This is a genomic window from Pseudomonas sp. T1.Ur (assembly GCF_023516725.1).
Taxonomy (GTDB): Bacteria; Pseudomonadota; Gammaproteobacteria; order Pseudomonadales; family Pseudomonadaceae; genus Aquipseudomonas; species Aquipseudomonas alvandae.
Window position 1 is genome coordinate 4,939,342 of the sequence record NZ_JAMGSN010000001.1, and the last position, 14,042, is coordinate 4,953,383.

Genomic DNA, 14,042 nt, shown 5'->3' on the forward strand with positions numbered 1-14,042 from the left:
GATTGCGAGGCTGAACAATGTAGGAGCTGCCGAAGGCTGCGATCTTTTGATCTTGATCTTGGGACTCAACTGTCAGGGACAAGATCGCAGCCTCGTTGCACTCGTCAGCTCCTACATGGGTATGTCAGGGCTTTTTGGCGGCAGCCTTGGCGCCCCGCTGGCGCAGCGCCTCGAACAGGCACACGCCGGTGGCCACGGAGACATTGAGACTGCTGACGCTGCCGGCCATCGGCAGCTTCACCAGGTAATCGCAATGCTCGCGGGTCAGGCGGCGCATGCCCTTGCCTTCGGCGCCCATGATCAGGATGGTCGGGCCGGTCAGGTCCTGGTCATAAATGCTGACCTCGGCCTCGCCCGCCGTGCCGACAACCCACAAGCCGCGCTGCTGGAGCTTTTCCAGGGTGCGCGCCAGGTTCGTCACTGCCACCAATGGAATGACTTCCGCCGCGCCGCAGGCAACTTTGCGCACGACCGGCGTCAATGTCGCCGACTTGTCCTTGGGTACGATCACCGCCAATGCACCCGCGGCATCCGCCGAGCGCAGGCAAGCGCCCAGGTTGTGCGGGTCGGTTACGCCGTCCAGTACCAGCAGCAGGGGAGCGCCTTCAGTGCGATCCAGGAGCTCGTCGAGCATCGCCTCGCCCCAGACCTGGCTCGGACTGACCTCGGCCACGACACCCTGGTGCACGCCTTCGACCCAGGCGTCCATCTCGCGCCGCTCGGCCTGGCCGACCGCAACGCGGTTTTCGCCAGCCAGTTCAACCAGGGTCTGGACGCGCGGATCGCTACGCCCTTCCGCCAGCCAGATCTGCTTGACCCGCTTGGGGTGGTGACGCAGCAACGCTTCCACGGCATGCACGCCGTAGATTTTTTCCAACTGACTCATGACTTGGCCTTGGGTTTACGCGCCCCGCCGCTCTTGGCTGGGGCCGAACCCGCTTTCGGCGGGCCCTTACGGTGTTTGCTCGGCTTGCTGGCCGCCTTGTCCGGGGCCGACCGTCCGGCCTTGCTCCCGGATGCGGCTTTACCACCATTCTTGGCTTCGGCCAGCAGCGCCTGTTTCATTTCACGGCTTTTGCGCAACTCGGCGTTCTTCGCCGCCGCATCGCTTGGCCGATAGGCTTCGACAGCCTTTTCCTTGGCCGGACCACGACGCCCCGGACGGGACGACGAAGCAGGCTCCTCGGACTTGCTGGCAGGCGCTGCGGTTTCGGCGCCACGCTTCTTGCGACCGATTGGCGCGCTGATGGTTTTTTCCGCCATTTCGAAGTCGATCTTGCGCTCGTCGAGATCGACGCGCATCACCCGCACTTCGACGGTATCGCCAAGACGGAAACTGCGACCGGTGCGCTCGCCCGCCAGGCGGTGATGCACAGGGTCGAAGTGGTAGTAATCGCCCGGCAGCGCGGTGACATGCACCAGGCCTTCGACGTAGATGTCGGTCAGCTCGACGAACAGGCCGAAACCGGTCACGGCGGTGATCACGCCAGGGAACGACTCACCGACGCGATCCTTCATGTACTCGCACTTGAGCCAGTTCACCACGTCGCGAGTCGCTTCGTCGGCACGTCGCTCGCTCATCGAGCATTGCTCGCCGAGCTGCTCCAGGGCGGCCTCGTCGTACGGATAGATACGCGCCTTCGGAATGGTCATCGCACCGGCACGCTTGACGTGCGGGGTGTTCATCTTCGAGTGGATCACGCTGCGGATGGCCCGGTGCGTGAGCAGGTCGGGGTAGCGACGGATCGGCGACGTAAAGTGGGTGTAAGCCTCGTAGTTCAGGCCGAAGTGGCCCTGGTTATCGGCGCTGTACACCGCCTGGCTCAACGAGCGCAGCATGACGGTCTGGATCAGGTGGAAATCCGGACGGTCCTTGATGCTCGCCAACAGGGCCTGGTAATCCTTCGGCGAAGGACCTTCCTTGCCCTTGTGCAGCGACAGGCCAAGCTCACCGAGAAACGCCCGCAGTTTTTCCAGGCGCTCCGGCGGCGGACCGTCGTGAACCCGGTACAAGGCAGGAATTTCATGCTTCTTGAGGAACTCGGCCGTGGCAACGTTGGCCGCCAGCATGCATTCCTCGATCAGCTTGTGCGCGTCGTTGCGCACGGTCGGTCGGATTTCGGCGATCTTGCGCTCAGTGCCGAAGATGATCCGGGTTTCCTGGGTTTCGAAATCGATCGCGCCGCGCACGTGACGCGCCGCCAGCAGCACCTTGTACAGCGAATAGAGCTGCTTGAGGTGCGGCACGACGTCGGTGTACTCGCCACGCAGCTTGCGCGACTCGGCCAGCTTCGGCGTTTCCAGCATCGCGCTGACCTTGTTGTAGGTCAGGCGGGCGTGGGAATGGATCACGGCTTCGTAGAAGCAGTAGTCCGTCATCTCGCCGGCCTTGGAGATGGTCATCTCGCAGACCATGGCCAGGCGGTCGACATGGGGATTGAGCGAGCACAGGCCGTTGGACAGTTGCTCAGGCAGCATCGGCACGACGCGCTCGGGGAAGTACACCGAGTTGCCGCGAACCTGGGCTTCGGCATCCAGCGCTGAACCGAGCTTCACATAACTGGAAACGTCAGCAATCGCCACGTACAACTTCCAACCGCCCGAAAACAGGCGCAACTTGCCGGGCCGGGCTTCGCAATAGACCGCATCGTCGAAGTCCCGGGCGTCTTCACCGTCGATGGTGACAAACGGCAGGTGGCGCAGGTCGATGCGCTTCTCTTTGTCTTTCTCTTCGACTTCCGGCTTGAGCTTGGCGGCTTCTTTCAAGACCGCTTCAGGCCAGACGTGAGGAATGTCGTAGGTGCGCAGGGCAACGTCGATTTCCATGCCCGGCGCCATGTAGTTGCCGACCACTTCCACCACATCGCCTTGCGGCTGGAAGCGCGGGGTTGGCCAGTGGGTGATCTTCACCTCGACGAACTGACCAATCTGCGCGTTGGCATTACGGCCTGGGGTGACCAGCACTTCCTGCTGGATCTTCGGGTTGTCGGCAACGACGAAACCGATGCCACCTTCCTCGAAATAGCGCCCCACGATGGTTTCATGGGCACGGGAAACCACTTCGACGATCACGCCTTCACGACGCCCGCGTCGGTCCAGGCCGGAAACCCGGGCCAGCGCCCGGTCGCCGTCGAACACCAGGCGCATCTGCGCCGGGCTCATGAACAGATCGTCGCTGCCATCGTCGGGGATCAGGAAACCAAAGCCGTCGCGGTGGCCGGCGATGCGACCCAGGATCAGGTCGAGCTTGTCGACCGGGGCATAGGTGCCGCGCCGGGTGTAGATCAGTTGAGCATCGCGCTCCATGGCACGCAGGCGGCGGCGCAGGGCTTCGAGCTGGTCCTCGGTGGTCAGGCCGAACTCTTCGACCAGCTGCTCACGGCTAGCAGGCGAACCTCGATCGGCGAGATGCGCCAGGATCAGTTCGCGGCTAGGAATAGGGTTTTCATATTTTTCCGCTTCACGAGCGGCCTCGGGATCGAGGGACTGCCAATCGGCCATTAGAGAGTTTTCACCTTGTCTATATGCGGGTTAGTTTGGCATAGGCGTAATGAAACGGGAAATTTCAAGCATCAGATGCCTTTTCTAAAGTCTTTCGACACGCCTTTGAAGCCCCTGATTGCACCGCTCGTGAAATTTAGCGTTTTTTTTGCCTCCGGGGGTTTACAGTTAAAAACACGCTCCGTATAGTGCGCGCCATCAACGACGTAGACACGTTGTCGATATTGCCCAGATGGTGAAATTGGTAGACACGCCAGCTTCAGGTGCTGGTGACCGCAAGGTCGTGGAAGTTCGAGTCTTCTTCTGGGCACCAATTCAGGTTCAAGGTTTTACGCCTTGAACCTCACAAAAACCCGCGAAAGCGGGTTTTTGCATTTTCGGCCCCTGCAAATGCGTTTCAGCAATTACTAAAACAAAAACAGGGGTTTACAGATCAAAATGCGCTCCGTATAGTGCGCCCCATCAACAGCGGCAACGCTGAAGATGCTGCCCAGATGGTGAAATTGGTAGACACGCCAGCTTCAGGTGCTGGTGACCGCAAGGTCGTGGAAGTTCGAGTCTTCTTCTGGGCACCAATTCAAGCTTCAAGGTTATACGCCTTGAACCTCACAAAAACCCGCGAAAGCGGGTTTTTGCGTTTCTGGCTCCTCGTTCCCTCTCCCGCCAAACACGAACTGTAGGAGCTGCGGAGTGCAACGAGGCTGCGATCTTCCCCTTTATTGAATCATGAGCATAAGGTCAAAAGATCGCAGGCTTCGCCAGCGCCTACACAGATCCCGTTCCGGCACGGCCCGCACATGAGAAACAATATCGTTTATCATTGTTACAAGTTTTTGCTACACGACAGTGAGGAACCCCGCGAATGATGTTTCGATCCACCCTGCGCCGCGCCCTGACCTTCACCCTGCTCGGCCTGACCCTCGCCACGCCCCTCACCCAAGCCGCCGACAAGGTGGAACTGACGCTCTATAACGGCCAACACAAGGAAGTCGGCGACGAACTCGCCAAGGCCTTCGAGGCCAAGACCGGCATTCATGTCAACGTGCGCAAGGGCAGCAGCAACCAGCTCGCCAGCCAGGTCGCTGAAGAAGGCGACCGCTCCCCCGCCGATGTGATCTACACCGAAGAGTCGCCGCCGTTGAACAAGCTCGGCGAACAAGGCCTGCTGGCGAAGATCGACGACACAACCCTCAATGTGCTCCCCAAGGATTATGTCGCCAGCAACGGCACCTGGATGGGCGTGACCGCTCGCGTTCGCGTGGTTGCCTACAACCCCAAGCTGATCAATGAAAAGGACCTGCCGAAAACCGTCCTCGATTTCGCCCAGCCACAATGGCAAGGCAAGGTCGGCTTCGTACCGACCAGCGGCGCGTTCCAGGAACAAGCGGTAGCGATCATCAAATTGCACGGCAAGGAAGCCGCCGAAGAATGGCTCACGGGGCTGCGCGCCTTCGGCAAGGTCTACAGCAACAACATGGTCGCCCTCAAAGCCGTGGAGAACGGCGAGGTGGCGACGGTCCTGGTGAACAATTACTACTGGTTCGCCCTGCAGCGGGAAAAGGGCCAGCTGGATTCCAAACTGCATTATTTCACCGGCGGCGATGTCGGTGGCCTGGTCACCGTCTCCAGCGCTGCCGCACTGAAATCCAGCAAACACCCCAAGGAAGCCCAACAGTTGCTGGCCTACATGGCCAGCGAAGAAGGCCAGCGGGTGATTACCCAGACGTCCGCCGAATACCCGCTGCACAAGGGCATGACATCGGATCGCGGCCTCAAGCCGTTCAATGAGCTGGCGCCACCGAAAGTCACCCCGGCCGACCTCGGCAATGCCGAAGAAGCATTGGAACTGGAACGTGAAGTCGGCCTGAACTGATGACAGCGTCGCTGAGCACCATTCCCGCCGTCGGGGCCTACGTTCCCCGGCGCAAGCGCCCCTCGATCGGGTTGCTGCTGCCCGTGATGCTGCTCGTACTGCTGAGCCTGCTGCCATTGCTCTACGTCATCACAAAGGCATGGCAGGCCGGCTGGGCAGAAGCATTGCATTTGTTGTGGCGGCCGTATGTATTCGGCTTGCTGCGCAACACGCTGATGCTGATGACCGGCGTCACGTTGGCCTGCGGCATCATCGGCCTGTCACTGGCCTGGCTGCTGGAGCGCAGCAATTTGCCGGGACGCAGGGTCTGGGGCGTCATCTTGTGCCTGCCGTTCGCGGTGCCGGCGTTTGTCAGCAGCTTCACCTGGGTTTCCCTGAGCGCGCAGTTCGAAGGGCTGGGCGGGGCGATTCTGGTGATGACCCTCTCCAAATATCCGCTGATCTTTCTTCCCGTGGCGGCAACGCTGCGTAACCTCGACCCGTCCCTTGAAGAGTCCGCCCGCACCCTGGGCCACAACCGCTGGGGCGTGTTTTTTCGCGTCACCCTGCCCTTGCTCTGGCCTTCGCTGCTGGCCGGCTCCCTGCTGATTGCCCTGCACATGCTGGTGGAGTTTGGCGCGCTGTCGATCATCGGCTTGCAAACCTTCACTACAGCGATTTATCAACAGTTCGAACTGGAATTCAGCAATGCCAATGCCGCCATGTTGTCAGCGGTGTTGCTGGTGCTGTGCCTGGCGCTGTTGTGGCTGGAACTGCGAGTACGCGGCAAGGGCCGCCACGTGCGCACCGGCCAAGGCGCGGCGCGCCAGGCCGGACAGGTACGGCTCGGCCCATGGACGCTTCTTGGGCAACTGTATTGCCTGGCCCTTGCGGTCATCGGCAGCGGCATTCCGCTTGGGATGTTGGCGTATTGGCTGGCAGTGGGCACGTCCGCCGCGTTTCCTGCGAGCGAAATTGGCGAGGCGTTATTGTCGTCCCTGGCACTTTCGCTGGGCGGCGCCGCGCTCTGCCTTGTGCTGGCCGTGCCGGTCGGCCTGCTCGTGGTGCGCCACAAGGGACGGCTGGCGATATGGGCCGAACGCCTGCCTTACCTGCTGCATGCGCTGCCCGGATTGGTGATCGCCCTGAGCCTGGTGTATTTCGCCCTGCACTACGTGCCGGCGCTGTACCAGACTTCAGGCCTGCTGTTGATTGCCTATGCGCTGCTGTTCCTGCCACTGGCCCAGGCCCCGGTGCGTACCGCGCTGAACAAGGCCGCGCCGCAGCTGGAGGAAGCGGCGCGCACGCTGGGAGCGTCGTCGTTCAGCGCGTTTTGCCGCGTGACCCTGCCGATCATCTTCCCGGCGCTGGGCGCGGCGTTCGCGCTGGTGTTCCTGGATGCGATGAAGGAATTGACCGCCACGCTGTTGCTGAGCCCGACCGGGCTCAATACGTTGGCGACGGCGGTTTGGGCACATACGTCGAATGTGGAATTCGCGGCGGCAGCGCCGTATGCGGCGCTGTTGATCGTGGTGTCGGGGTTGCCGGTGTATTTACTGACGACGCGGATGTATCTGAGCCGCTAAGAGGGCTATCGCGAGCAGGCTCGCTCCCACAGGGGTGGTGGACACCCATTTTGTAGACGGCAAAGAGCCTGGGGGAGCGAGCCTGTTCGCGAAGAGGCAGCCATGAATCTCGGATCAGGCCCTGAACTGCCCCAGGCTGGCCTTCAACTGCGCCGCCAGATTATCCAACACCTTGCCACTGGCCGTCGTCTCAACCACCGCCTGGGCAGCTTTCTCGGCTTGGGCATGAATGGTCTCGACCCGACCACGCACCGCTTGCGCACCCTGGGCCTGATGCGCCGCTGCCTGGGTCGCCAGACCGATGGCCGCATGCACCTGCTCGACCGACGCCTGCACCGACTGCTGCAGCCGCGCACTGTCACGCAATACCGACAGACCCTCACTGGCCTGCCGCCCGGCCTGGCCGATCGCAGCCACTGCCTCCCGAGCTCCCTGCTGCAAGGCCACGATATGGGCCTGGATGTCGCCGGTTGAACTCTGGGTCTTGCTCGCCAACGCCCTCACCTCATCCGCCACCACCGCAAACCCACGCCCGGTCTCCCCGGCACGCGCGGCCTCGATGGCCGCGTTCAAGGCCAGCAGGTTGGTTTGCTCGGCGATGCCGTGGATCACCGTCAACACCACTTCGATCTGCTCGCTCTGCTGGGCCAGCCGTTCGATGACCTTCGCCCCCGTGTCGACCTGCCCAGCCAGCGCCTCGATCAAACTGCCGACCTTGGCCGACGTTCGAGTGGTTTCATCAGTGGCCTGACGGATCTCGACCACTTGCTGCAAGGCCGCCTGCATCGCCTGGCTTTCCGACGCCGCCTCATCGGCCATTTGCGACAGGGCCCGCAGGCTCTCGGCCACCTCATCGCGCTGCATGCCGGCCGCTGCGTCGGCACCGGAGTTGCGCAGGGTCATCGCGCCAATTTCCTGACCGGTACGCTGGGCCACATCGCCCGCTTCGCGCACGATGGGTTGCAACTTATCCACAAAACGATTGACCGCCGAGGCCATGTCGCCAATTTCATCCTTGCTGCTGATCTGCACGCGCTTGGTCAGGTCACCCTCGCCCGCTGCCAGGTCGTTCATCGCAGCGATCAACAGCTTCAAGCGATTGACCACCCGACGCCCCAGCACCACGGCCAGCAACACCAACACCCCCAACCCCACCAGCGCCAAGCCCAGACCGATGCGCCAACGCAACGTCCCCGCTGCCTCCTGCACGGTGGCGGCGGTATTGGTCTGCATTTCGGTGGCAGTGGCCTGCGCCGAGCCCAGCCGGCCGCGCATCGCGGCGGCGCTATCGGCAGCCGCGCCCTTGAGGCTGTCGCCCACCAGTTGATCGCTGCTGGCAATCAACGCGGAGAAACGCTGGTCCAGCGCCTTCAGGTCGGTTTCCACCGAAGCGGTGGAAACGCCCATCAGCACTTTTCCGATTTCCACGCCGTTGGGGTTGATCGAGGCTTCGAGGTAAAAAACCGATGGATCGTTCTTCGCCGCGTCCAGCACTTTGTCCAGGGCCCGTTCGCCCTTGCCCTTTTCCAACAGGGCCTTGTTGATCGGATTTTCCCGGTTCAGATAACGGGTCAGGTGTTCCCCAGCGGCATCGTCATAAATGACGAACAGCACGTTGGGATTACGCTGGGCCCGACGGGCGAATTCGGACAGGGTCGGCACGTCACTGTCCCACATGGCGCGAGGCGCGACCGAGGCCAGAAGCTGCGCCATATCATTGGCGGAATCACGCAAGTCTTTTTCCAGGGTCGCTCGCAGCTGGGCCTGCTCTTCCTTCAGGCGCGAGGACAAACCGGCGGTCAATCGCTGGCGCGTACTGGCGGACAAACTGTCCAGGCTCGACGTGACTTCGCGCCCAGCCTGCTCCAATTCACCGGCCAGCTTCTGGCTGTCGGCCCCCAAGCGCGCGCCCAGGTCGGACTCCAGCGCCGTGACCGTGCTTCGGGTCAGCGCAACGGCGACCAGTACCTGCACCAAAAGGGCGATACCGAGCGTAACGAACACAGGCCGCAACAAACGGCTTTGTAACAGTGAGAGAACGGCCGACACTTGAAATCCCTCTACCAAACGCCATTAATTTGATGGCACTTGTAAAAACGGTGCCTTGATGGTGAGGCATAGCAAGTGTCGTGCCGTCCGCCAGACAGAAACGACAAAGGGCTCCATAAGGAGCCCTTTGTTTTTTACATCAACGACTTATCAGCCAAACGGATGACGCAGGACGATGGTTTCGTTGCGGTCCGGCCCCGTCGAAATAATGTCGATCGGCGCACCGACCAGCTCTTCGACGCGCTTGATGTAGTTGCGCGCGGCCAATGGCAGCTCTTCCAGGGTCTTGGCACCCACGGTCGACTCGGTCCAGCCCGGCATCTGCTCGTACACCGGCTCCAGGCCGATGTAGCTGTCGGCGTCGGTCGGTGCGTCGATGACGGCGCCGTCCTGGTTCTTGTAGCCCACGCAGATGTTGATGGTTTCCAGGCCGTCCAGCACGTCCAGCTTGGTCAGGCACAGGCCCGAGATGCTGTTGACGTCGATGGCGCGACGCAGGATCACGGCATCGAACCAGCCGCAACGACGGGCACGACCGGTGGTAGCACCGAACTCGTGACCGCGCTTGGCGAGGAAGGCACCGACGTCGTCGAACAGCTCAGTCGGGAACGGACCCGAGCCGACTCGGGTGGTGTAGGCCTTGGTGATGCCCAGGATGTAGTCCACGTACATCGGGCCGAAACCCGAACCGGTGGCGATGCCGCCCGCGGTGGTGTTGGAACTGGTGACGTACGGGTAGGTGCCGTGGTCGATGTCCAGCAGCGAACCCTGGGCACCTTCGAACATGATGTCCTTGCCGGCGCGACGCAGCTCGTGCAGCTCGGCGGTGACGTCGAGCATCATCGGCTTGAGCAGTTCGGCGTACTCCATGCACTCGTCCAGGGTCTTCTGGAAGTCGATGGCCGGCTCTTTGTAATAATTGACCAGGACGAAGTTGTGGTAATCCAGCAACTCGCCCAGCTTGGCGGCGAAACGCTCACGGTGGAACAGGTCACCGATACGCAGGCCGCGACGGGCCACCTTGTCTTCGTAGGCCGGGCCGATGCCGCGACCGGTGGTGCCGATCTTCAGCTCGCCACGGGCCTTTTCACGGGCCTGGTCCAGCGCCACGTGGTAGGACAGGATCAGCGGGCAGGACGGGCTGATACGCAGGCGCTCGCGCACCGGTACGCCTTTCTCTTCCAGCTTGATGATTTCCCGCAGCAGGGCGTCGGGCGCAACCACCACACCGTTGCCGATTAGGCATTGCACGCCTTCGCGCAGCACGCCCGATGGAATCAGGTGCAGGACGGTTTTTTCACCGTCGATCACCAGGGTGTGACCGGCGTTGTGGCCACCTTGGTAGCGCACTACGGCGGCAGCATGTTCGGTCAGCAGATCAACGATCTTGCCTTTGCCCTCATCACCCCATTGGGTGCCCAGGACTACGACATTCTTACCCATAACACTTGTCCTCATTCGCGCAAACTTGGTGCCGGCTCCAGGCCGGCAGGAAAACTCAAGAAGCCAGCGGCAATACTTGCCAAAGCCCGTCCTGCTGAATCAATTGCCGGTCGCAGTCCGCTTCACGGGCGGCGGCCAAAGGTTGTCCAGGCAAGGCCTGGACAACACGCTGACCCTCACTGCGCAACTGGCAGACTGCTTGCCAGAGTGCCGCATCCGTACTGTCAGGCATCCAGATACCGCCAGACGGTAGCTCGACTTCAGCACGCCCCAGGGTCACCAGGGTTTTCAAATCGGTAGAGAAACCGGTCGCCGGACGTGCGCGACCGAAGTCGGCGCCGATGTCGTCGTAGCGACCGCCCTGGGCGATGGACTGGCCAACACCCGGGACGAACACCGCGAACACCACGCCGGTGTGGTAGTGATAGCCGCGCAGTTCGCCCAGGTCGAAATACAGCGGCAGTTCCGGGAAACGCGCCGAAAGACGCTCGGCAATCGCCAACAGATCGTCCAGCGCCGCCAACACCGCTGCCGGCGCGCCGGCCAGGCGCTCGCGAGCAGCGTCCAGCACTTCACGGCCGCCGCAGAGATCCACCAACGCCCGCAACATGCCGGACAGGTCGCTCGGCAGGCCTTCGGTCAAGCTGATGACCTCATCGATGGCCTTGCGCTGCAAGGCGTCGAACAGCCGCTGCTCCACTTCACCGGACAAACCGGCCGCACGGGCCAGGCCACGGTAGATGCCGACATGGCCGAGGTCCATGTGGACATCCGGCACATCTGCCAGTTGCAGCATGGCCAACATCAGGCTGATGACTTCCACGTCGCTGCTTGGGCTGGCATCGCCGTACAGTTCGGCACCCAGCTGAATCGGGCTGCGAGAGGATGACAAGGCGCGCGGCTGGGCATGCAGGACGCTGCCGGCGTAGCACAGGCGGCTCGGGCCTTCGCGACGCAGGGTATGGGCATCGATGCGCGCCACTTGTGGCGTGATGTCGGCCCGAAAGCCCATCTGCCGCCCCGATTGCGGGTCGATAACCTTGAAGGTGCGCAGATCCAGGTCCTGGCCCGCGCCGGTCAGCAGGGATTCCAGGTACTCGATATGCGGGGTCACGACGAACTCGTAACCCCAGCTCTGGAACAGATCCAACACCTGCCGACGCGCTACTTCGATACGCGCGGCTTCCGGTGGCAGTACTTCTTCGATGCCATCTGGCAGCAGCCAGCGGTCTACCGTTGCCATTACGCCATTCCCCTATGGTCCGGGCGGCCAGCTTTCGGGCTGGCCTTGAGTGAAGCAGAAAATGCCCGCGTCATGCGAAAAACCGCAAACAACGCGCAAGGGCGACGTGACGAATGGCCCTGGATCGGCCTCGCCAAGCACTTTCCTCGAAAAACCTGCCGGGTCGTTCAACCCGACGCCTGCACCGCATAAACCACAATCGAACGCGCAGACGCAAAAAAGCCGGGAATTTCCCGGCTGCCGCATCATACACACGTTTTCCCAAAGGATCACCCCGCCCGACGTTTTAGCCGCCGGGCGGAGTGCTTCAGGTCAACGTCGTATCAAGGCTTGGCCTTTTCCAGGTAGTGGAAAAAGTCGCTGCTTGGGTCCAGGACCATGACGTCGGATTTGTTCGCAAAGCTTTCACGGTAGGCGCGCAGGCTACGGTAGAACCCATAGAACTCCTGATCCTGGCCGTACGCCTTGGCGTAGATCGCAGCGGCCTGGGCATCACCATCACCGCGGACCTCTTCCGATTCACGGTAGGCTTCGGCCAGCAGCACGCGGCGTTGACGATCGGCGTCGGCACGAATGCCTTCGGCCAGCTCGTTACCCTTGGCGCGGTGCTCGCGGGCTTCACGCTCACGCTCGGTGCTCATGCGTTCGAACACGCTGCGGTTCACTTCCTTCGGCAGGTCGATGGCCTTGACCCGGACATCGACCACTTCGATACCCAGCTCTTTTTCCGCCATCGCGTTCAGCGAGCGGGTGATGTCGGCCATGAGCGCATCACGCTCACCGGACACCACTTCATGCAGGGTACGTTTACCGAACTGGTCACGCAGGCCCGACTCCAGGCGACGGGACAGGCGTTCGTCGGCAATCTGCTTGAGACCGGAAGTCGCGGTGTAGAAGCGCTCGGCATCCTTCACGCGCCACTTGGCGTAGGCATCGACCATCACGGCTTTCTTTTCCAGCGTCAGGAAGCGTTGCGTCGGTGCATCGAGGGTCATCAGGCGGCCGTCGAACTTGCGCACCTTGTTGACGTACGGCACCTTCACATGCAGCCCTGGCTGGACATCAGCCTGGACCACGCGACCGAATTGCAGCAACACCGCACGCTCGGTCTGAGCCACGATGTAGAAGCAGTTCCAGGCAGCGATCGCCACGACGACACCGACAATAAGGGCGATCAGCGATTTATTGCTCATCAGCGACTCTCCCTGGTACGTGCTTGCTGTTGCTGCAGATCCGCCGCCGCACGGGCATTGGCTTCATTGCTCGCGGCCGCCGCGCTGGTGGGTGGCGTGCCGGTATTGCGGCTGCCCTCGACCATCTTGTCCAGCGGCAGGTACAGCAGATTGCTCTGGCCGTTCTTGTTGCCGGTCACGAGGACCTTGCTGGTATTGCTGAAGACCTCCTGCATGGTGTCCAGGTACAGACGCTGGCGGGTCACTTCAGGGGCCTTGCGATACTCGGCGACCAGCTTGGTGAAGCGATCCGCCTCACCCTTGGCGCGCGAGACCACTTCGTCACGATAACCGTTGGCATCTTCGATGATGCGCTGGGCCTGGCCACGGGCTTCCGGCACGACGCCGTTGGCATAGGTCTCGGCCTGGTTGCGCGAACGCTGCTCGTCTTCACGGGCGCGGATCACGTCGTCGAAGGCTTCCTGGACTTCGCGCGGTGCCGCTGCGCTCTGGACGTTGACCTGGGTGACCGTGATACCGGTGCGGTAGGTATCGAGGAAGCGCTGCAGGCGCTCCTTGATTTCGCTGGCCATCAGCTCACGACCTTCGGTCAGCACCTGGTCCATGGCAGTGGAGCCCACCACATGGCGCAAGGCACTTTCAGTCGCGTGTTGCAGGCTGATTTCCGGCTGGTCGACGTTCAGCACGAAGTCCTGCAGGTTGGTGATCTTGTACTGCACGGTCAGCGGCACTTCGACGATGTTCTCGTCTTCGGTCAGCATCTGGCCCTGCTTGGTGTAGGCACGCTCACGCGTGACGTTTTCCATGTACTTCTGGTCGATCGGCGGGAAATAGATGTTCAGGCCCGGGCCGACGGTTTCGTAGTACTTGCCGAAGCGCAGCACCACGGCCTGCTCCTGCTCATCCACGACATAAACCGCGCTGTACAGCCAGATCGCCGCGAGCACGACAAGGCCGATGCCGAGCAGGCCGAAACCGCCGCCCTTGCCCGGACGGTTGCCGCCATCGTCACCGCGTTTCTTACCACCACCGAACAAACCGTTCAGGCTTTCCTGCAGCTTGCGGAAGGCCTCGTCGAGATCCGGTGGTCCCTTGCGGTCGCCGTTGTTACGACGCTTGCCGCCCCAGGGATCCTGGTTATTCGAGTTGCCACCCGGCTCATTCCAAGCCATAGC

General features: G+C 62.0%; 9 protein-coding genes and 2 tRNA genes. 4 read left to right on the plus strand and 7 right to left on the minus strand.

Annotated elements, in window-relative coordinates; genetic code table 11:
- Positions 1-124: 124 nt before the first annotated feature.
- Positions 125-886, minus strand: a complete 762-nt coding sequence (gene rlmB, locus M8Q45_RS21855; RefSeq protein WP_030140153.1) for a 23S rRNA (guanosine(2251)-2'-O)-methyltransferase RlmB — start codon at positions 884-886, stop codon at positions 125-127.
- Positions 883-3,501, minus strand: coding sequence for a ribonuclease R (gene rnr / locus M8Q45_RS21860; protein WP_249876359.1), 2,619 nt, complete (start codon positions 3,499-3,501; stop codon positions 883-885). The genes rlmB and rnr overlap by 4 nt, the downstream gene beginning before the upstream one ends.
- A gap of 226 nt (positions 3,502-3,727) precedes the next feature.
- Between rnr and M8Q45_RS21865 the strand changes: the two genes are divergently transcribed.
- The 4 genes from M8Q45_RS21865 to M8Q45_RS21880 all read left to right on the plus strand — a co-directional run bounded on the left by M8Q45_RS21865 (position 3,728) and on the right by M8Q45_RS21880 (position 6,939).
- Positions 3,728-3,814 (plus strand) — tRNA-Leu (locus M8Q45_RS21865).
- A gap of 175 nt (positions 3,815-3,989) precedes the next feature.
- Positions 3,990-4,076: transfer RNA gene (locus M8Q45_RS21870), tRNA-Leu, on the plus strand.
- Between the two features lie 287 nt (positions 4,077-4,363).
- A complete protein-coding gene (locus M8Q45_RS21875; protein WP_249876360.1) occupies positions 4,364-5,374 on the plus strand; it encodes an extracellular solute-binding protein in 1,011 nt (336 codons plus the stop codon).
- Entirely contained in the window at positions 5,374-6,939 is a 1,566-nt protein-coding gene (locus M8Q45_RS21880) for an ABC transporter permease (RefSeq protein ID WP_249876361.1), read from the plus strand. The genes M8Q45_RS21875 and M8Q45_RS21880 overlap by 1 nt, the downstream gene beginning before the upstream one ends.
- A gap of 114 nt (positions 6,940-7,053) precedes the next feature.
- On the opposite strand, the gene M8Q45_RS21885 is transcribed toward M8Q45_RS21880, so the two are convergent.
- From M8Q45_RS21885 to hflK, 5 genes are all read right to left on the minus strand, one after another.
- The gene (locus tag M8Q45_RS21885; RefSeq protein WP_249876362.1) at positions 7,054-8,988 is read right to left on the minus strand and encodes a methyl-accepting chemotaxis protein; all 1,935 of its coding nucleotides are present in this window, start codon (positions 8,986-8,988) and stop codon (positions 7,054-7,056) included.
- Between the two features lie 150 nt (positions 8,989-9,138).
- Positions 9,139-10,431, minus strand: a complete 1,293-nt coding sequence (locus M8Q45_RS21890; protein ID WP_249876363.1) for an adenylosuccinate synthase — start codon at positions 10,429-10,431, stop codon at positions 9,139-9,141.
- Positions 10,432-10,486: 55 nt separating this feature from the next.
- Positions 10,487-11,674 carry an ATP phosphoribosyltransferase regulatory subunit gene (locus M8Q45_RS21895; protein ID WP_249876364.1) on the minus strand — a complete coding sequence of 396 codons (1,188 nt, stop codon included), beginning with the start codon at positions 11,672-11,674 and terminating at the stop codon, positions 10,487-10,489.
- 323 nt (positions 11,675-11,997) lie between these two features.
- Entirely contained in the window at positions 11,998-12,867 is an 870-nt protein-coding gene (gene hflC, locus M8Q45_RS21900; protein WP_030140160.1) for a protease modulator HflC, read from the minus strand.
- Positions 12,867-14,039, minus strand: a complete 1,173-nt coding sequence (hflK, locus tag M8Q45_RS21905; RefSeq protein WP_249876365.1) for an FtsH protease activity modulator HflK — start codon at positions 14,037-14,039, stop codon at positions 12,867-12,869. The genes hflC and hflK overlap by 1 nt, the downstream gene beginning before the upstream one ends.
- Between the last annotated feature and the right edge of the window lie 3 nt (positions 14,040-14,042).

Excerpts from the sequence above, each read along its gene's own strand:
- rlmB (WP_030140153.1), bottom strand. The coding sequence starts at position 886 with ATGAGTCAGTTGGAAAAAATCTACGGCGTGCATGCCGTGGAAGCGTTG.
- rnr (WP_249876359.1), bottom strand. The coding sequence starts at position 3,501 with ATGGCCGATTGGCAGTCCCTCGATCCCGAGGCCGCTCGTGAAGCGGAA.
- M8Q45_RS21875 (WP_249876360.1), top strand. The coding sequence starts at position 4,364 with ATGATGTTTCGATCCACCCTGCGCCGCGCCCTGACCTTCACCCTGCTC.
- M8Q45_RS21880 (WP_249876361.1), top strand. The coding sequence starts at position 5,374 with ATGACAGCGTCGCTGAGCACCATTCCCGCCGTCGGGGCCTACGTTCCC.
- M8Q45_RS21890 (WP_249876363.1), bottom strand. The coding sequence starts at position 10,431 with ATGGGTAAGAATGTCGTAGTCCTGGGCACCCAATGGGGTGATGAGGGC.
- M8Q45_RS21895 (WP_249876364.1), bottom strand. The coding sequence starts at position 11,674 with ATGGCAACGGTAGACCGCTGGCTGCTGCCAGATGGCATCGAAGAAGTA.
- hflC (WP_030140160.1), bottom strand. The coding sequence starts at position 12,867 with ATGAGCAATAAATCGCTGATCGCCCTTATTGTCGGTGTCGTCGTGGCG.
- hflK (WP_249876365.1), bottom strand. The coding sequence starts at position 14,039 with ATGGCTTGGAATGAGCCGGGTGGCAACTCGAATAACCAGGATCCCTGG.